This is a genomic window from Burkholderia sp. MSHR3999, assembly GCF_000833595.1.
In the GTDB taxonomy this organism is placed as follows: Bacteria; Pseudomonadota; Gammaproteobacteria; order Burkholderiales; family Burkholderiaceae; genus Burkholderia; species Burkholderia ubonensis.
Window position 1 is genome coordinate 837,158 of sequence record NZ_JRFO01000007.1, and the last position, 18,909, is coordinate 856,066.

At 65.7% G+C, this 18,909-nt stretch carries 17 protein-coding genes; 10 read left to right on the forward strand and 7 right to left on the reverse strand.

Annotated elements, in window-relative coordinates:
* Positions 1-25: 25 nt before the first annotated feature.
* From KY49_RS27295 to KY49_RS27315, 5 genes are all read right to left on the reverse strand, one after another.
* Positions 26-562, reverse strand: a complete 537-nt coding sequence (locus KY49_RS27295) for a nuclear transport factor 2 family protein (RefSeq protein WP_231636492.1) — start codon at positions 560-562, stop codon at positions 26-28.
* Positions 559-1,320: an SDR family oxidoreductase gene (locus KY49_RS27300; RefSeq protein ID WP_042587527.1), complete on the reverse strand. Its 762-nt coding sequence runs from the start codon at positions 1,318-1,320 to the stop codon at positions 559-561. The genes KY49_RS27295 and KY49_RS27300 overlap by 4 nt, the downstream gene beginning before the upstream one ends.
* A 60-nt stretch (positions 1,321-1,380) precedes the next feature.
* Positions 1,381-2,178 carry an alpha/beta hydrolase gene (locus tag KY49_RS27305; RefSeq protein WP_042587528.1) on the reverse strand — a complete coding sequence of 266 codons (798 nt, stop codon included), beginning with the start codon at positions 2,176-2,178 and terminating at the stop codon, positions 1,381-1,383.
* Between the two features lie 141 nt (positions 2,179-2,319).
* Positions 2,320-3,324, reverse strand: coding sequence for a LysR family transcriptional regulator (locus tag KY49_RS27310; protein WP_042587529.1), 1,005 nt, complete (start codon positions 3,322-3,324; stop codon positions 2,320-2,322).
* A gap of 223 nt (positions 3,325-3,547) precedes the next feature.
* Positions 3,548-4,657 (reverse strand): alkene reductase, encoded by a 1,110-nt coding sequence (locus KY49_RS27315; protein WP_042587530.1) that lies wholly within the window; start codon positions 4,655-4,657, stop codon positions 3,548-3,550.
* 342 nt (positions 4,658-4,999) lie between these two features.
* Here KY49_RS27315 and KY49_RS27320 point away from each other — a divergent pair, with 342 nt between their 5' ends.
* Both KY49_RS27320 and KY49_RS27325 read left to right on the forward strand, forming a co-directional pair.
* Positions 5,000-6,010: a LysR family transcriptional regulator gene (locus tag KY49_RS27320; protein WP_331456571.1), complete on the forward strand. Its 1,011-nt coding sequence runs from the start codon at positions 5,000-5,002 to the stop codon at positions 6,008-6,010.
* A 336-nt stretch (positions 6,011-6,346) separates the two neighbouring features.
* Positions 6,347-6,952 (forward strand): GNAT family N-acetyltransferase, encoded by a 606-nt coding sequence (locus tag KY49_RS27325; RefSeq protein WP_157376916.1) that lies wholly within the window; start codon positions 6,347-6,349, stop codon positions 6,950-6,952.
* A gap of 13 nt (positions 6,953-6,965) precedes the next feature.
* On the opposite strand, the gene KY49_RS27330 is transcribed toward KY49_RS27325, so the two are convergent.
* Positions 6,966-7,718: an NAD(P)-binding domain-containing protein gene (locus KY49_RS27330; RefSeq protein WP_052495796.1), complete on the reverse strand. Its 753-nt coding sequence runs from the start codon at positions 7,716-7,718 to the stop codon at positions 6,966-6,968.
* A 164-nt stretch (positions 7,719-7,882) separates the two neighbouring features.
* Positions 7,883-9,136 carry a LysR family transcriptional regulator gene (locus KY49_RS27335; RefSeq protein ID WP_042587532.1) on the reverse strand — a complete coding sequence of 418 codons (1,254 nt, stop codon included), beginning with the start codon at positions 9,134-9,136 and terminating at the stop codon, positions 7,883-7,885.
* Positions 9,137-9,608: 472 nt separating this feature from the next.
* On the opposite strand from KY49_RS27335, the gene KY49_RS27340 reads away from it, so the two are divergent.
* The 8 genes from KY49_RS27340 to KY49_RS27375 all read left to right on the forward strand — a co-directional run bounded on the left by KY49_RS27340 (position 9,609) and on the right by KY49_RS27375 (position 18,812).
* Complete coding sequence (locus tag KY49_RS27340; RefSeq protein ID WP_088501269.1) at positions 9,609-10,148, forward strand: hypothetical protein; 540 nt, start codon at positions 9,609-9,611, stop codon at positions 10,146-10,148.
* A gap of 78 nt (positions 10,149-10,226) precedes the next feature.
* Complete coding sequence (locus KY49_RS27345; protein ID WP_042587533.1) at positions 10,227-11,531, forward strand: gallate dioxygenase; 1,305 nt, start codon at positions 10,227-10,229, stop codon at positions 11,529-11,531.
* Positions 11,532-11,665: 134 nt separating this feature from the next.
* Positions 11,666-13,015: an MFS transporter gene (locus KY49_RS27350; RefSeq protein WP_042588773.1), complete on the forward strand. Its 1,350-nt coding sequence runs from the start codon at positions 11,666-11,668 to the stop codon at positions 13,013-13,015.
* A 73-nt stretch (positions 13,016-13,088) separates the two neighbouring features.
* Entirely contained in the window at positions 13,089-14,114 is a 1,026-nt protein-coding gene (locus tag KY49_RS27355; protein WP_042587534.1) for an amidohydrolase family protein, read from the forward strand.
* A 2-nt stretch (positions 14,115-14,116) separates the two neighbouring features.
* Positions 14,117-14,800 carry a 4-carboxy-4-hydroxy-2-oxoadipate aldolase/oxaloacetate decarboxylase gene (gene ligK / locus KY49_RS27360; RefSeq protein WP_042587535.1) on the forward strand — a complete coding sequence of 228 codons (684 nt, stop codon included), beginning with the start codon at positions 14,117-14,119 and terminating at the stop codon, positions 14,798-14,800.
* A gap of 14 nt (positions 14,801-14,814) precedes the next feature.
* Positions 14,815-15,522, forward strand: coding sequence for a substrate-binding domain-containing protein (locus KY49_RS27365; protein ID WP_042587536.1), 708 nt, complete (start codon positions 14,815-14,817; stop codon positions 15,520-15,522).
* Positions 15,523-15,721: 199 nt separating this feature from the next.
* The gene (locus KY49_RS27370) at positions 15,722-17,530 is read left to right on the forward strand and encodes a tannase/feruloyl esterase family alpha/beta hydrolase (protein WP_042587537.1); all 1,809 of its coding nucleotides are present in this window, start codon (positions 15,722-15,724) and stop codon (positions 17,528-17,530) included.
* Positions 17,531-17,597: 67 nt separating this feature from the next.
* Positions 17,598-18,812 (forward strand): porin, encoded by a 1,215-nt coding sequence (locus tag KY49_RS27375; RefSeq protein ID WP_042587538.1) that lies wholly within the window; start codon positions 17,598-17,600, stop codon positions 18,810-18,812.
* Positions 18,813-18,909 lie beyond the last annotated feature (97 nt).

The following is an 18,909-nucleotide window of genomic DNA, read 5'->3' on the forward strand; positions in this document are numbered from 1 at the left end:
CATGTGGAGCGGAGACTTACGGGTGCTATCGCTCGTCGGCGAACGCATCGCCGAACATCGGATAGCCGCCGGCGGATTCGCTGCGCGTCGCCTCGTCTTGCAACACGTCCCAATGCTCGACGAGCTTGCCATTCACGACTCGCATGATATCCACGCCGATCAATGCAGTCGGCGTCGCGGAGTTCGTGTATCGGCTATGCAGCCAGACTCGATCGCCGTTGGCGATTACCATGTCGTACTCGAAGCGTACGTCGGGAAGCGAACGAACCAGGCCGAAAAGCCCTTCGCGCCCCGCAGGAACGAGCCGACTGTGTTGAATGTAGGATTCGGACCAGAACCGCGCGGCCTTCTCGTAATCCTTCTTGTTGAACAGTGTGTCGAGCGCCTCGAGAACGAGTGCGGTGTTCTCCGCCTCAAGTGCTGTAGCCACGATATGGACTCCAATGGTGATGGTGAGAGGTCGCCGATTGGCGATTCGGCGTGTGATCGGAACGAGCGTCGCCCGCGGCACGGGTGGGCGACCGATGGGATTCATCGGTAGTGCGACGAATACGTCGATCAAGCGACCGGAATCGGGTTGTCGACAATGAACTGGTTGAACTGCTCGACGAATGCATGCTCGTTCGGACCGACGTTGTCGCGAAGCGGCCTGGCCGCATCGACGACAACCTCGGTCGTCGCCGTTTCGAGCAGCTTCATTGTCTCGGCGATGAACACGTCGAGCGGCATCGCGCGCGGGTCGCCGCTTTTGTGAATGAGGTCCGTGTCGACCCAGGGCGGCGCGATTTCCAGTACGCGAACGCTGGTGTCGCGCAGTGCGAACCGTTGCGAAAGCGTGTACGAGTGGATCGCCGCCTTGGTGGCCGAGTACAGCGCAGTGGCGGCCAGCGGCACATACGCCAGCACCGAACTGTTGTTGATGATGGTCGCCTCTGGCTGCCGCTTCAAATGCTCGACAAATGCGGCACTCACACGCACGGGACCCAGCAGATTGGTCTCGACAAGTTTCACTGCCTGCGCGTCGTCGAGCGGGCCGCCGGCGTTGTCGAACGGCATGATGCCCGCGTTGTTGACGACGACGTTCAACGTTGGATGGCGTTCAATCAGTCGGGCCGCAACTTCGCGAATTTGTTCCGAATCGGAGATATCGAGCTGGACAGTATCGATGCCGGGATGCTTTTCGGCGATCTCGTCGAGGAGCGACTTGCGACGCCCCGCGACGATTACCTTGTTGCCACGCTGGTGAAAGGATTCCGCCAGCGCGCGGCCAATGCCCGACGTTCCGCCGGTGATAAAGACAGTGTTTCCGCTGAGATTCATGATTGACTTCCTTGCTTTGAGGGTGAGTGGTCACGGCACTTGTGCGTCATTCGCCGTTCGTTAACGGCCCGACAGGTGTCGCTGGAGGAATCCGCTTGCTGCGAGCACGGTGGGCGGGTGTGTTGCGATGCTGGCGCGCGTCGTGTTCGCGTAGCGGGCGTATTCGGTTGGAACACCGGCGGCGATGAGCGATGCAGCGTAGTGCTCGGCCTCGATATGCAGCGGATCATGCTCGACGGTGGCGATGAACGCTGCCGGCAAGTGCGCCAGGCGGCACGATTCGAGCGGGGCAGCGTACGGATGAATGCGCTGAGAGAAGGTCGGCAGATACGCGCGGTAGCCGGCCGCCAGCGTGTCGATTGCCGGCGCGGCAAGCGTAGTGTATCGACCGACGCGCGTCATGCTGGGGTCCAGCAGCGGCGCGAGCAGGACTTGCGCACGAATGCCAGCGTCGCCGCGGTCACGCGCGATCGCTGCGAGGCTAGTGGCGATGTTTCCGCCGGCGTCGTGGCCCGCAACGGCTATCTGCCACTTGTCGGCGCGCATGCGGCGGGCTTCCGAACGTACCCATTGCAACGCACGATGCGCGTCCTCGACCGCGTTCGGAAACGGAAATGCAGGTGCAAGCGAATAGCCGACGGAGAGCACCCACGAACGTACGTGTAATGCCAGCGTCTCGCACACTGCGTTGGTATCGTCGAGCGAACCGCCCGTGAACAGGCCCCCGTGAAAATAGAGGATGATGGACAGCGGATGCTTCTGTGCCGGCGGTCTGAAGCTGCGCAGGGCGACCGGTTGGCTATGGCCGTCGATACGAACTTCCTCGATCCGCAGGTTCGAAAGGGAAATGGCAGACATACCATTCAACGCGCAGCGTTCTCACTCACAGGAACAATGCACGTATTCTGGTCGCTACCGTTCGGCCGATAAATCTTGCGACCACCTCAACAGTGTTCCCTTGACGAGAACAATGCTGCCCCTTGCTCGAATGGCGTCTGCTTATGCGATCGGCTCTTCGTCGTCGCCTGAAATGTCGACCGAGTCGCCATCTTCGCCTGCAGCGCTAGCCGTCTGGTACCGCATTTCGGCGTCCGGTGTGCCATGCAGCGACGGGATATCGCGAAAGAGTTCGGCAACCCACTCGATAAAGGCGCGGACGGTTGCCGACAGATGGCGGTTATGCGGATAGACCGCTGAAATGGGAAGCGGCGGCGGCTTCCATTGCGAAAGAATCTCGACCAGCGCCCCCGATTCGAGGTGAGGGCGGGCGAGGAAATGGGCGCTCTGGGCGATCCCCAGGCCTTTCAACGCGCCGACGGTCCAGGCTTCGAAATCGTTCACGGCAATGGCACCGCGCATCTTGATCTCGACCACCTCGCCATCCACCTCGAACGTCAGCGGCGCGATCCGGCTCGTGCGGCTCCAGTAGTAGTTCACCGCGCGATGGTTCGCGAGATCGTCCAGCGTTTGGGGCGTACCCGCTCGCTCGAGATACGTCGGGCTCGCGACGGTGATGCCCTGATAGACGCCCACACGCCGTGCGACCAACGACGAATCCTGCAACATGCCGACCCGCAACACACAATCGACACCTTCCTGAATGAGGTCCAGGGGCTTGTCTCCAAGGCCGAGCATCAGTTCGATTTCGGGGTACCGGTCGTTGAAATCGCTCAGCGCAGGCATCACGACCATGCGTCCGAGCGCGCCCGGCATGTCCACTCTCAGCTTGCCGCGCGGAGCGCGCTCCTTGCCGAGGAACGAGTTTTCCAGATCATCGAGGTCCGCGAGGAGACGCACGCATCGCTCGTAATAAGCGGCGCCGTCCGCCGTCAGGTTGAGGCTGCGTGTGGTGCGCTGCAGCAGGCGTGTCTTCAGGTGCGCCTCGAGGCTCTGGACGGTTACGGTCACGCGGCCGCGTGGCATTTCCAGCGTGTCTGCGGCACGCGTGAAGCTCTTTGTTTCCACGACGCGCGCGAACACCCTCATTGCCTGCACGATATCCATTTGCCCACACCTCATCGCGACTGCACGTTGAAAATGCAGACGGCCGCCCGCGCGCTTTAAGGTGCGAGGGAGGCCGATAATGGTGGGGTGGGCAAGGCACCGATCGACATTGCGGCGCATGGTGCGATGTGGCTTTTCGCCGTCACCCCGGCGAGCAAGTCTATACCGGGGGAAAAAATGCCGCCACATGCGTGCGCCCCGATCCCCGGGTCGACAACTGGTCTCAGGCCGCGACGGGCCCCTCGCCGTAGGCAGGATAGTCGGTGTAACCGACGTCCGTACCGCCGAAGAACGTCGTGCGGTCATACACGTTCAGCGGCAACTTGCGGCGCAGGCGCTCGGGCAGGTCCGGGTTGGCGATGAAGTGTCGGCCGAATGCGACCAGGTCCGCATCACCTGTCTGCAGAATGGCTTCGGCGCCGTCGCCGTCGAAGCCGCCCGCTGCGATGATGGGGCCGTGGAAGTGAGAGCGAAGCAACTTCGCGGCAACCGGGCGCTGGTCGCGTGTCTCGTCTTCCGCGGCGCCGGCGATGCGTGGCTCGATCAGATGCAGGTACGCGATGCCGAGCGTGTTCAGCGCCGACGCCACATAGGTGAACAACGCCTCCGGATCGCTATCGGACATGTCGCCAAACGAGCCGCTCGGGCCCAGGCGGACCGCCACCTTGTCGGCGCCCCACACCGAGATGACTGCACGCGCGGTGTCGAGCAGGAGACGGGCGCGATTGGCGATCGAGCCACCGTATTCGTCGGTGCGCTTGTTGCTGCCGTCCTGCAGGAATTGATCCAACAGATAACCGTTTGCAGAGTGGAGTTCCACGCCATCGAAGCCCGCTTTCATGCCACGTTCGGACGCTGCGCGGAAGCGCTCGACGATTTCGGCGATTTCCGCCGTTTCGAGCGCTCGATTCGGCGTGTTGGGTACCCATCCGGCGCCCGTGTGGGCGACGCCGCCGTGCGGCACTTCAGACGGCCCTACCGGACGACCGCCAGCGGGCTGCAGCTCGACGTTCGACTGACGGCCGGCATGGTAAAGCTGCAGGAAGATCCGGCCGCCCTTGGCATGAACGGCATCGGTCACGAGCTTCCAGCCCGCGATCTGGCTGTCGTCGTACAGACCGGGTGCGCCAAGATAGCCGTTCCCATTCGGTGCGACGATGGTGGCTTCACCGATCAGGAGGGCGCCGCGCGAGGCGCGTTGCGCGTAGTATTCGGCCATCAGCCGGCCGGGGCGCCCGTCGGCTTCAGCACGCATGCGGGTGAGCGGGGCCAGCACGACGCGGTGCACGAATTCGTATGGACCGACCGCGATTTTCGAAAAGAGCCTGGACATTGTCGTTCTCCACGATAGGGAATTCAGAGAGGAGCCGGACGAGGGGCCGTCGAAACACGGCGGCGCCCCGCCTCGCTTGGCGACAATGTAGAGGCCGTTCGGTGCAAGAAAAACGGTCTAGCGGTTCTCTCATCCCGGACACGCATGTCCGCAATCGCCTGGGAGCCGCTGGTGTGCTGGGCACCGGTCATTGTTCGGGTGCGGAGAATTGTCCTGTCCTTTCTTGCGAATTTATCGACCGATCGTCCGCTCCGATAATGCGGGTAATTCAGCGGAGCACGCCGCGGTTCGAATCGTGAGGCGTGTGTTTTTCGCTGGAAGACCCTTTTCCGGAGATGCGCTGTGACGATTCGGCTGGACGCCGCTACGCGGGATTCGATGCCTCGCAACTTGACCGCTGTGACCGGGCGCTCGAGCGGTGCTATCGACCGAATGAGCGGTATCGCAATCTTTACTCGCGCGGCGGAAGGACTGAGCTTTGCGGAGGCGGGGCGTCAGCTCGGGATCTCCGCGTCGGCGGTCGGCAAGGCTATTGCCAGGCTCGAAGCACGCCTCGGCCTCCGGTTGTTTCATCGCAGCACCCGCAGTGTGCGTCTGACACCCGAAGGCGAACTCTTTCTGGTACGTTGCCAGCGGATCCTAGGCGAGATAGCCGAAGCGGAGTCCGAACTCGCGGTGTCGCGAAGGACACCCACTGGCCGCCTGCGCGTGAGTGTTCCGCTGGTCGGCATGCTATTGATGCCGGTGCTGAGAGCGTTCATGCGCGAGTATCCCGAGGTGCAGCTCGACATCGACTTTAGCGACCGCATCGTGGACGTCATCGGAGACGGCTTCGACGTGGTTCTGCGAACCGGCGAGGTAGTCGACTCGCATCTGACGATGCGCACGCTTGGCCACTTTTCGCATGTCGTTGTGGCTTCGCCCGCGTACCTCGCCGAGCATGGTATGCCGGCAACGCCGGAGAACCTCGCCGCGCACGCCTGCCTCCAACACCGTTTCCCGCGAACCGGGCGCCTGCGACCATGGTCGTTCATGCGAGAAGGCGCGCTATTGGAGGTCGAGCTTCCCGCCGCGGTGATTGCAAGCGCAGTCGAACCCCTCATCGCGTTGGCCGAGGACGGACTGGGCATCGCCAGCTTGCCGGACTTCTCGGTGCGCGAACAACTGGCCAACGGTTCGCTCGTGGCCGTGCTTGAGAGTTTCACGGCCGACCGCGTACCGTTTCGCGCGCTCTGGCCGTCTGGGCACATGGTGCCGCCAAAGGTGCGAGTGTTTGCCGACTTCCTGAGTCAGCGCCTTTTTCCGGACACGGACGAAGCAGCACCCCTGCGTGCAAACGAGCGATACAACTAAGGCTGATCGCAACGGCTGGCGACAACAATATTCCGACCGTCAAGGCGACGCGCGGATGCTACGTGCGGATCTCCTCGGTTGCCTCATCTGTAGGCCTGTATGAACTTCGCTATTTAGCCCCGTTTTCGGACATTTCCGTTCGTTGTTTTCGGCGCACTAGCTCTGATGTCGTCCCTCGTGCATTTATCGAGCGGACATCGCTCTTGATAAAAGAAGCCATTCGGCGTGGCGCGCGCGGATCCGGTCGCCGCCGCGCAATCAGGTGGCAAACAGCATCGCCTTCCGCTTCAGATGGAATCCGGTGCGAAACGGGTGAAAAACATGACGGAGTTGACAATGGACGCGATCGAGATCGAACAAGTGCCAAACAGTGGATCCGGCCCGGACGCGTCCGCGCTCGGCATCCGACGAATATGGGAGGGCAGAAATCGAACGCCGGTGCTACTGCGCGAAATCGAGCCCGGCGATCTCGAGATCGAACGAGACCTCGTCGGCCGCCTGTCGAGCCAGAGCTGCTACATGAGATTGATGTCGGTACGCAAGCCGACGGAGGATGAACTGATCCGTTGGACGCGAATTGATCGTCGGCGCGAGGGCGCAGTGGTCGCGACGGTCCGGTCGGACGGCAGCGAGCGGTTGATTGGCGTCGCACGCTATGCGGTGAATGACGGCGAACCAGGTGTCGTCGACTGTGCGATTGTGATCGACGATCCGTGGCATCGTCAGGGGCTCGGTCGCGTGATGCTGTCGAGCCTGATCGATCTTGCCGGACAGTCTGGTATGAAGCGAATCGTCGGCAAGACGTGGAGCGAGAACCGCGCGATGCTCGGTCTGGCCCGAGCGCTTGGGTTCCGGCTATCCCGAGAGGCGGAAAATGCGTCCGTCACGAGTCTGGAGCTCAATCTGGATGCATGTGATTCAGTGCGGACGAGCGAAACCTAACGCGGCTGTGCTCCTACAGGTACTCGTGGCGTGACACGGAGATGCGAATCAGGCAGATTCCTCGGCGTTGCATGGTTCGTGCTCGGGCCGGCTGATCAGATAGCAGGTCAGGCCGCGTCGCGAACGTGTCGAAGGTCTGTCGCAGCGACGCGAGCACCAGCGCGTCCGCGCCATACGCGCGGGCCGCGCTCAGGCATTCGACGGTGAGCGCCTCGATCGCCTTGATCATCACGCTGCGGCACATCTTCGCGGCCGACGCGGCGCCGACGCGCGTCGACACGGCTTGCGCAGCGAAGCCCAGCGCGGTCAGCTCGCGCGCGACCGCATCGGCGGACCGGCCGGCCAGCAGCATCGGCACCGCGAGGCCGTGCGGCGGCACGGGCGCCATCACCGCCGCTTCGACGTAACGGCCGCCGGCGGCTTCGATCAACTGCTGGCCGTGCTGCTTCAGTGCCGGCGATACCGAGTTGATGTCGATGAACGTCTGGTCCGCCCGGATGTGCGCGGCGACTGCCGCGACGACTTCCGCGTCGGACGATGTCGTCACGGCGGACACGATCCAGTGCGCATCGCGGATCGCGGCGGCGAGCGTCGACGCGGCTTCGACATGCACGCGCGCAGCCTTGGCCCGCATCGCGCTCGCCGTCCGTGCGTCGTCGAGTTGCCGGTCGTACATCGTCACGCGGACGTTGCGCGCGGCGAGCGCGGCGCCGAGCAGGCTACCGGCTTCGCCGAAACCGATGAGCGCGATCGCCGGGTCGATCATGCGTGTCGCTCCCGAGGAAGGTGATGCGCGGGCCGGCCGGTATCGCGACGCGTGATGGCAGCGTCGCGCTTAGGCCAGCAACCGCGCGGTATATCGACCGGATTGTGCGACAACGCACGCGACGGGGCGCGATGCGATTCCGGCGCGGCGGCCATGCGCTTTCGTTATCGCGCGGCGGCCGTAGCGTGCGGTGTGCGCGCAATTTCGGTCGCGACCACGCGGATTGCGTCGATCAACGCGCGTGCCGCCGGCGACGGCGGACTGCCGGCGCGCGTCATCAGGCCGATGTCGCGGGTCGTTTCGCGCATCGGCACGTCGAGCACGGCCAGCAGCCCCGCTTCGCATTCGTAATGCAGCTGCTGTGCGGACAGCACCGCGAGCATGTCGGTGTGCAGCAGTACGCCGCGTATCACCGCGAGATCGGCGCTCTCGACCGTCGGCATTGGCGGCTTGAGCCTCATGCGCCGGAACAGCGATTCGAACAGCCCGCGCGCCGGCGAGTGGCTGCGCGGCAGGATCCATTGCGCGCCGGCGAGGCTTGCGAGCCCGAGATTGCGCACGCCGGCGAGCGGGTGATCGCGCCGCGCGAGCACGACGAGGTTCTCGGACATCAGTCGTTCGTTCTCGAGGTCGCTCGCCGGATCGCTCGCGCGTAGCGCGCCGAGGATGAAGTCGATGTCGCCCGCGCGCACGCCGGCGACGAGCGCCTCGTATGCGCTTTCGTCGGTGACCACACGCACCTTCGGAAATCGCGTGACGACGCGCGCGACGGCTTCGGGCAGCATCAGTGTGCGGCCGAGCGGCAGTGCGCCTACGGTCACGACGCCCTGGATGCTGCCGTGCAGCGCGGCGACGTCATTGGCGACGTGCCGCAGCTCGTTCAGCGCGCGCCGCACGTGTAGCAGGAACGTCTCGCCGTCGGCTGTCAGCAGCAGGCCGCGCGGATGCCGATGGAACAGCGCGAAACCCGCGCCGCTCTCGAGAATCCGGATCGCGCTGCTGACGGCCGGCTGCGTGACGCCGAGCGCACGCGCGGCGCTGGGCATGTGACCGTGCCGCGCGAGGGTCGAGAACAGCTGGAGGCGCCGCGCGTTGAGCAGGTAAGCCGGCAGGCTGCCGTCGGCCGATGCGCGGCGGCGCGACTGGCGCAGCGCGCACCAGTTTGCGAGCGCGCCGAGTTCGGCGATCACGCGCTCGCCGCGCTTGAGCACCGCACGGCCGACCGGCGTCGCCAGCATGCCGGAGGGCTTGCGCTCGAACAGCGCTTCGCCGACGGCCGTTTCGAGTTCCTGCACCGCGCGCGTGACGGCCGACTGCGCGCGAAACAGCGTCGCGGCGGCGCGGCTCACGCTGCCCGTTTCGGCAACGCGCTGCACCGCGTACAGGCAGGCGAGATTCGGAAGGTCGGTATTGTCCATGGGTGTTCGGGCGGTGTGCGCCGCGGCGGCCGAGCATACGACATGCGTGCATCCGTGCGGCCTGCGCCAGCGGTGCAGCGCGTTGAACGACTTTACCGGAACGGCGGCCGCGCAGCTTGCGTCGTGCTTATCGGTCCATCTATTTTATTTATTGGATGCGAATCGCCGAGCGGCCGGTTGCGGCTCGCGCGCTGCCGGACGCCCACGCGCGAGCGCCATATCCGGCGGACTTCCGGGGCATCGGAGACGCGGTTCGCATGCCGGTTGAAAGCTCGCCGGATATGCAGTTTCGCCAAAATATAAGGGTTTACACCGACTGTGTTGCAGCGCCTGCGACTGAGTAATTTCAATCCCCGGAACCGCAAGCACGCGGTTGCCGGCGCGTCGGGCCGCCATCTGATCCATTTTTCGTCCGATCACGAAAAGGGGCTGCGCGCGGTGCGGCACCTGCAACTACGAGCGAGGCAGCGTAATGGGACGACAGCACATCATCGGAGCGGGCGAATCGACGGACGCATCGGCGGGCAGCACACCGCTTTCCGACACGGTGCGCGCCGGTATTCGCGGCGGATTCGCGGGCGCGGTGCTGATCTGGGTCTACGAGGCGCTCGTGTGGGTCGGCGCGCAGCACCTGATGCCGCTCGCGGGCATCCCGCGCAACGCAACGGGGCTCGTGTTCGGCAAGGCCGCACAGGACGCGCTCGGCATCGGCGCATACTTCATCGGCACAGCGATCCATTTCGTGTTCGCGCTGTCGTGGGGCATCGTGTTCGCGGCGATCTGGCCGTGGTTCCGCCGGCGCGGCTTCGAGGCGACGTTCGTCGCGCTGTTCTTCGCGATCGTCGCGTGGATCGTGATGCACGCGCTGATCATGATCGCGTCGAGCAATCATCCCAACTATTTCGACCCGAACGTGATCATCGGCGGGTTCATGTCGCATTTCGTATTCGCCGTTCCGCTCGCGCTGGTCGTCAAGCGCAGCCTCGCGCCGCAGCCGCACGGGCGCGCGTAGCGAGCGAACGCGCACGCATTCAATCAGCATCGGACGGCACGGCCGGACCGTATCAGAGCATCACGAAGGAGCATTGGCATGGCACGGATTATCGGAGGCATCGCGGCCTCCCACACGCCCACGATCGGGTTCGCGTTCGACAAGAACAAGCACGACGATCCGGTCTGGGCGCCGATCTTCGAAAACTTCGCGCCGCTGGCCGAGTGGCTCGCTGACAAGCGTCCCGACGTGCTGCTGTTCATCTACAACGACCACGTGACGTCGTTCTTCTTCGATCACTATTCGGCGTTCTCGCTCGGCGTCGGACCGCAGTGGCATCCGGCGGACGAAGGCGGCGGCGCGCGCGACCTGCCGCCGATCGCCGGCCACCCGGCGCTGGCCGCGCATATCGGCCAGTCGCTGATGGCCGACGAGTTCGACATGTCGTTCTTCCAGAACAAGCCGCTCGACCATGGCTGCTTTTCGCCGCTGTCGGTGCTGTGTCCGCACCGGCCCGACTGGCCGGTGCAACTCGTGCCGCTGCAGATGGGCGTGCTGCAGCTGCCGGTGCCGTCCGCACGCCGCTTCTACCGGCTCGGCCAGGCGCTGCGCCGCGCGATCGAAAGCTATCCGGAGGACCTGCGCGTCGCAATCGTCGCGACGGGCGGACTGTCGCACCAGGTGCACGGCGAGCGCTCGGGCTTCAACAATCCCGAATGGGACGCACGTTTCCTCGATCTGCTCGAGCGCGATCCGGAGCGCCTGGCCGGCATGCCGCTCGGCGAATACGCGACGCTCGGCGGCTTCGAAGGCGCCGAGGTCGTGATGTGGCTCACGATGCGCGGTGCGTTGCCGGCGGGCGTCGTGTGCCGTCACCGCGGCTACTACCTGCCGTCGATGACGGGGATCGCGACGGCCGTCTACGAGCCGGCAGACATCGACGTCGACGAGGCGGCGGCCGAGCGTCACCGCCAGCGGATCGCGGCCGAACTCGCTGGCGTCGAGCAACTGCCCGGCACCTATCCGTTCACGATCGAGCGGGCCGTGCGCGCGTACCGGATCAACGACTATCTGCACCGGATGATCGAGCCCGCGCATCGCGCGCAGTTCCTGAGCGACCCCGAAGCGAGCTTTGCGACCGCGGACCTCAGCACGGAGGAGCGCGACCTGATCCGCCGGCGCGACTGGCTCGGCCTGCTGCGCTACGGCGTGATCTTCTTCCTGCTGGAAAAGCTCGGCGCGGTGACGGGCGTATCGAACCTGCATATCTATGCGGCGATGCGCGGCGAATCGCTGGAGGACTTCCAGCGCACGCGCAATGCGCCGGGTGCGCTGTACTCGGTGGCCGGCAAGAGCGCCGGGGCGCTCGGCTGGGACGGTGCGGACAAGCCGCGCAACACGTAACGCAGGACGCAGGCGCGCGCGGGATCGCGGCGCCTGCGCATCCGGAAGGTCGGAACGCGGGAAGCGTACCAGGCCATATAAATAGGATGACGAATCGATGTGTCGATCGTCGACAAGGAGACAGGAGAGTCATGATGGCAAGTGGAAAGACAATCGACATCAAGTCGTTCATCGACGAGCGGCCGGTGTCGCGTTACCAGTGGCTGCTGGTCGTGCTGTGCTGCCTCGTCGTGATTGCCGACGGAATGGACGTCGCGATCATGGGGTTCGTCGCACCGTCGGTGATTCGCGACTGGGCGATCTCGCGTCCCGAGTTCGGGCTCGTGATGAGCGCGGCGCCGATCGGGCTCGTGATCGGCGCGCTGCTGGCCGGCCCTAGCGCCGACCGGTTCGGGCGCAAGCGCGTGCTGATTGCGTCGGTGTTCCTGTTCGGCGTGTTCACGATCGTGACCGCGCATGCGCAGTCGCCGTTCGAGATGGCGGTGCTGCGGCTGCTGACCGGCATCGGCCTGGGTGCGGCGATGCCGAACACGACGACGCTGCTGTCCGAGTACGCGCCGCAGCGGATGCGTGCGCTGATGATCACCGTGATGTTTACGGGCTTCAACCTCGGTTCGGCGCTGATCGGCTTCGTCGCCGGCTGGCTGATTCCGCTGCACGGCTGGCGCGCGGTGCTGCTGTTCGGCGGCGCGCTGCCGCTGCTGCTGATTCCGCTGCAGTTGTGGCTGCTGCCCGAATCGGCGCGGCTCCTGGCCGTGCGCGGCGCACCGTCGCAACGCATCGGCGCGCTGCTGAACCGCGTGTGCGGCGCCCGGTTCACCGGCAACGAGGCGTTCGTGTCGAACGAGCCGCCGCTGCCGACGCGCAAGCCGATCGGCGTACTGTTCTCGCAAGGCTATGGCCGCGTGACGCTGTCGCTGTGGATCACGTACTTCATGGGGCTGCTCGTGATCTACCTGCTGACCGGCTGGCTGCCGACGCTGATCAAGGATGCTGGGTTGTCCGTCAGCACGGCCGCGAACGTGACCGCGATGTTCCAGATCGGCGGCACGATCGGTGCGATCGGCGTGGGCTGGTTGATGGATCGTGTGCGGCCGGCGCCGGTGATCGGCGCCGCGTATCTAGGCGGCGGCCTGTGCGTGGCCGTGCTCGCGTGGGCGGGGGCGTTGTCGTCGTCGCTCGCATTGCTGGTGTTCGCGGCCGGCTTCTGCATGAGCGGCGCGCAGACCGGGCTGAACGCGTATGCGCCCGGTCGCTATCCGACCGTTGCACGCGCAACCGGCGTGAGCTGGATGCTCGGAATGGGCCGCTTCGGCAGCATCTTCGGCTCGGCGATCGGTGGCGCGCTGCTCGGCTTCGGCTGGAAGTTCGACGCGATCCTGTCGATGCTCGCGGTGCCGGCGACGCTGGCGGCCATCGCGATCATGACGACGCAGCGTGCGGCCGTGCCCGAACCGCAGAAACTCGAAAACCCGGCGCACTGACGCACGTCGCACGCCGCCGTCCGGCGCGGTCGTCGGCAGGGTGCCGGACACCTCATCAAACGCAGGAGCATCAATGATCATCGATATTCACGGCCACTACACAACCGCGCCGAAAGCGCTGGAAGCGTGGCGCACTCGCCAGATCGCGGCGCTCGGCAGTCCGTCGGAGCAACCGAAGGTGGCCGAGCTGAACATCAGCGACGACGAGCTGCGCGAATCGATCGAGCACAACCAGCTGCGGCTGATGCGCGAGCGCGGCCTCGACCTGACGATCTTCAGCCCGCGCGCGAGCTTCATGGCGCATCACATCGGCGACTTCGCGGTGTCGAGCACTTGGGCGGCCGTGTGCAATGAGCTGTGCCATCGCGTCCATCGCCTGTTTCCCGATCACTTCGTGCCGGCCGCGATGCTGCCGCAAAGCCCCGGCGTCGATATCGCGACTTGCATTCCGGAGCTCGTGCGCTGCGTCGAGGAATACGGCAACGTCGCGATCAACTTGAATCCTGATCCGTCCGGCGGCCACTGGACGAGCCCGCCCCTGTCGGATCGCTACTGGTACCCGATCTACGAGAAGATGGTCGAGTACGACATTCCCGCGATGATCCACGTGAGCACGAGCTGCAACGCATGCTTCCACACGACCGGCGCGCACTACCTGAACGCCGACACCACGGCGTTCATGCAGTGCCTGACATCCGACCTGTTCCGCGATTTCCCGACGCTGCGCTTCGTGATCCCGCACGGCGGCGGCGCCGTGCCGTATCACTGGGGCCGGTTCCGCGGGCTCGCGCAGGAGCTGAAGAAGCCGCTGTTGAAGGACCATCTGCTGAACAACGTGTTCTTCGATACGTGCGTGTATCACCAGCCCGGCATCGATCTGCTGACCGGCGTGATTCCGGTCGACAACATCCTGTTCGCGAGCGAGATGATCGGCGCGGTGCGCGGCATCGACCCGGAAACCGGTCACTACTACGACGACACGAAGCGCTACATCGACGCGTCGTCGCTCGATGCGCAAGCGCGTCACAAGATCTACGAAGGCAATGCGCGGCGCGTGTATCCGCGTCTCGATGCGCAACTGAAGGCGAAGGGGCTTTGATCATGACTGAACTCGGCGTGGTGTACCGCACGATCCAGCGTGCGGACCAGGACGTGGCGGCGCGGCTCGGCGCGCTCGGCTCGGCGACGGTGCACGAGGCGATGGGCCGCACGGGGCTGTTGAAGCCCTACATGCGGCCGATCTATCCGCGCGCGCAGGCGTCCGGCACGGCGGTCACAGTGCTGCTGCATCCGGGTGACAACTGGATGATGCATGTGGCGGCCGAACAGATCCGGCCGGGCGACGTGGTCGTCGCGGCAATCACCGCGGATTGCACGGACGGCTATTTCGGCGACCTGCTCGCCACGAGCTTCAAAGCACGCGGCGCGCACGCGCTGATCATCGATGCCGGCGTGCGCGACGTCGCTGTGCTCGAGGCGATGCAGTTCCCGGTCTGGAGCAAGGCGATTTCAGCGAAAGGCACGATCAAGGCGACGCTCGGTTCGGTGAACGTGCCGGTCGTATGTGCGGGCGCGCTCGTCCACCCCGGCGACGTGATCGTCGCAGACGACGATGGCGTGGCCGTGGTGCCGGCCGCGCGCGCGGAGCAGTTGCTCGAGAAGGCGGCGGCCCGCGAAGCGAACGAAGCGGCGAAGCGCGCGAAGCTCGCGTCCGGCGTGCTCGGCCTCGACATGTACGACATGCGCGAGCCGCTGCGTCAGGCCGGCCTGCGCTACATCGACTGATACAGGGGGACGCGATGATGCAGGCGTCGGAAGCGGCGGTGGCCGTCGCGGGCATTTCGTCGATGGCGACGCGGCCGGTGCTCGCCCGGCTCGCCGCCGCTTACGAGCGCGACACGGGCACGCGCGTCGCGATCACGTCGGTCGGCGGCGTCGACGCCGTGCGGCGCGTGCGCGGCGGCGAGCCGTTCGATGTCGTCGTGCTCGCGTCCGATGCGATCGAGCAGCTTGCGACTGACGGTCACGTCGAGCGCGGCAGCCGCGTGGACTTCGCGCGCTCGGGCATCGCGGTCGCGGTCGCGAGCGGCGCGTCGCGGCCGGACATCGGTACCGAAGCCGCGTTGCGCGATGCGATCCTGGGCGCCGCCCGGATCGGCTATTCGACCGGGCCGAGCGGCACGCACCTGATGCGCCTGTTCGCCCGCTGGGGCATCGTCGACGCGATCGCACCGCGTATCGTGCAGGCCCCGCCGGGCGTACCGGTCGGCGCGTTGATCGCATCCGGCGACGTCGAGCTCGGCTTTCAGCAGATGAGCGAGCTGATGCACGTGCCGGGCGTCGCAATCGTCGGCGCGCTGCCCGATGCGGTGCAGGCGGTGACGGTGTTCGCGGCCGCGGTCTTGGCCGTCGCGCACGATCGCGTGGCCGCGGGGCGGTTCCTCGCGTATTTGGCGTCGCAGGAAGCCGCGCACATCAAGCGCGAGCACGGGATGGAGTCTGCATAAGACCGATGCGGACGGATCGATAAACGAATCAGATGGGATTCGACGTTCTTCGCAACGGGTTCTCGCATAGAGCTTAGTTATGCTGATGAAGCGGTGATTGGCGATCCGGCTCACACAATCTATCAAAGAATCAATACAACGTCGCCGCGTCGTTCGGTCCGGATGAGCGGCATATCCAGTAGAAAAACAGGAGACAGGCATGCAGACGAACTGCAGGGCAGGGTGGATGGCGCGCGCATGGCGTCGCGCGGCACGCGTAAGGTGCGATGCGTTGACCAGGGCGCTGGCGATCGGCATCGTGTGGCTGTGCGCGGCGCTGACGGGCTGGCCGAATGCGGCGAATGCGGCGGGCAACGCCGGACTCGCGAGTCTCCCCGCGGTGATGCCCGCGATGTCGTGCCCGTCGGTCGCGGCGCTCGAGCTGAGCGGCGTGACCGACGGCACCGTCACGATCACGTCGGCGGTGCTGCTGCCGGCCGGCACGGTCGTCGGCAACAACACGTTGCCGGCGCCGGTGTGCGACGTGAAGGGCACGATCGGTCCGGGAGCATCGCTGTTCGAACTGCAGTTGCCGACGCAGGGCTGGACGCAGCGTTACCTGCAGACGGGGTGCGGCGGCCTGTGCGGCAACCTGTCCGTCAACGCGCCGATGGCATCGACGTGCGTGCCCGTGACGAACGGCACGATCGCGATGGCTGCGACCGACATGGGCCACGAAGGTGGCAACGACGGTTCGTGGGCGCTGGATCCGAAGGCGAAGCTCGACTTCGCATACCGCGCCGAACATGCAACGGCTCAGGTCGCGAAGGCGATCATCGGCAAGTTCTATGCACGGCCCGCGCGCTACGCGTACTTCGACGGCTGCTCGGACGGCGGCCGCGAAGCGCTGATGGAGGCGCAGCGCTTCCCCGACGACTTCGACGGCATCGCCGCCGGTGCGCCGGCGAACGACCTGATCGTGCAGAACACGTTCCACCATGCGTGGCCGAACGCGGTCAACACCGACCCGAAGACGGGCAACGCGATCCTGCTCGCCGGCAAGCTGCCGATGCTGCACGCGGCCGTGCTGAAGGCGTGCGACGGGCTGGACGGCGTGGTCGACGGCGTGATCGACAACCCTCGCGCGTGTCGCTTCGATCCCTCGACGATCGTCTGCGCGCAAGGCCAGTCCACCGCGACCTGTCTGACGCCGCAGGAAGCGGACGTCGTCCGCCGGATTCGCGACGGCGCGACGACCGCGGATGGCACGCGGCTCGAGCCGCTCGTCTCGCGCGAATGGGGTTCCGAGCTGAATTGGACGCTGTTCGTGCCGGCGACTGCCACCGCACAGAGTGGCACGATCGGGTTCGTGCTGCCCTTCCTGCGCTATCTCGACTACTACAACGCATCGTATCCGTCCGCGACCGTCGGCGACCTGAAGTTCACGCTCGACGGGTTCGCGAAGACGGTGCCGGTGTCGAACTACCTGGCCGCGACTGATCCCGACCTGAGCCGGTTCGCCGGGCGCGGCGGCAAGCTGCTGCTGTGGCACGGCCTGGAAGACCAGCACATCTCGCCGCGTTCGAGCATCGAATACTACGAAGCGATGAAGCGCTACATGGGCGACGCGAGAGTCGACCGCTTCGCGCGCTTCTACCTGTTCCCGGGCGTCGCGCACTGCGGCGGCGGGCAGGGGCCGAACGTGTTCGACATCCTGTCGCCGCTGATGGCGTGGACCGAGACGGGCGCGACGCCGGGCCGGATCGTCGCATCGATCGTCGACGCGAACGGCAACACGACGCGCATGCGTCCGGTGTTCCCGTATCCGGCCACCGCGCGCTACACGGGCACCGGCAGCACCGACGACGCGGCGAACTTCGTCGCCGATACGCCGAAGGCCGACCCGTTCGTCGACCTGCACTGGGCCGGCGAATGGCTGTACTCGCCGGGTTACGAGGCGCAATGCCAGGTCCAGGGCTCGCAACTCGTCTGCAAGGGCGGCAACGGCTGGCATGCGTATCGTCCGTGACCCTGCGGCGGCAAGTGCCGATTACAACAACTCACGCATTCAACAAGGCAAGGAAGGAGACGGATCGATGAAGAAGCAGGCATCACGGGTCGCGCTGACCGCCATCGCGATGGCGGCGGCCGCACCGGCGTTCGCGCAGAGCAGCGTCACACTGTACGGGATCGTCGACAACGGGATCGGCTACCAGAGCAACGCGACGACGCTCGGCTCGACGAGCGGCGGAAAGTCGGTGGTCAGGATGAACCAGGGCGTGTGGGCTGGCAGCCGTTTTGGCTTGAAGGGTGCCGAGGATCTCGGCGGCGGCACGAAGGCGATCTTCACGCTCGAATCGGGTTTCAATTCGGGCACCGGCGCGACGCAGTACACCGATGCGATGTTCGGGCGGCAGGCGTGGGTCGGGGTGACCAATGCGATCTATGGCACGCTGAGCGCGGGGCGGCAGTACGCGTCGTACTATCAGACGATGTCCGCATTCAGCCCGACGACGTGGATCACCGGCTACTACGGCGCGCACCCGGGCGACGTCGACGGGCTCGACACGATCTACCGCGCGAACAACACGCTCGAGTACACGTCACCGAAATGGTACGGGTTGACGCTGAGTGGCTCGTATTCATTCGGCGGCGTGGCCGGCAGCACCAATGCGGGCTCGACATGGGCGACCGGCATTCAGTACGCGGCCGGCCCGCTCGGTGTCGGCGTCGCGTTCGAACGCGTGAACAATTCGAATATGGCCGGCGGCACGTGGGGCGCGAATTCGACGACGTCCAACGGCGGCGCGCAGGTAGGCGTGTCGGCGCTCACGAACGGCTACCAGACCGCGAAGGCGCAGCAGCGGTTCGCGGTGGGCCTGAGCTACCGGTTCAGCGGCGCGTGGGATGTGACGGCCACGTACACCAACACCGAGTACATCCCGGGCGCGGCGTCGAAGTTCGTCAACACCGCGATCTTCAACACGGCTGGTGCGGTGCTGCACTGGAAGCCGTCGTCCGTATGGGATTTCGGCGCAGGTTATGCGTACACGCGAGCGACCGACGCGAACGGCATCACGGACAGCGCGCAGTATCACCAGTTCAACCTGTCGCAGTATTACTCGCTGTCGAAGCGCACGGGGCTGTACCTGCTTGAAGCATATCAGCACGCGAAGGGAAAGACGCTCGGCACGAGCGGCGCCGGCAGCATCGTCGACGCGACCGCGACGCTGGGTGACGGGTTCAACTCTGCGCCGTCGTCGACCGGGACCCAGTTCGCGTTCGGCGCCGGGATCGTCCACCGGTTTTAGCTGCGCCGCGCGTCTGGCGCTGCGCAGCACGCATTTGCGCCGCCCGGCGTTTTCAAGCCGGCCGCGGGCTGGCGGCGGAGGTGCACTACCTCTCCGC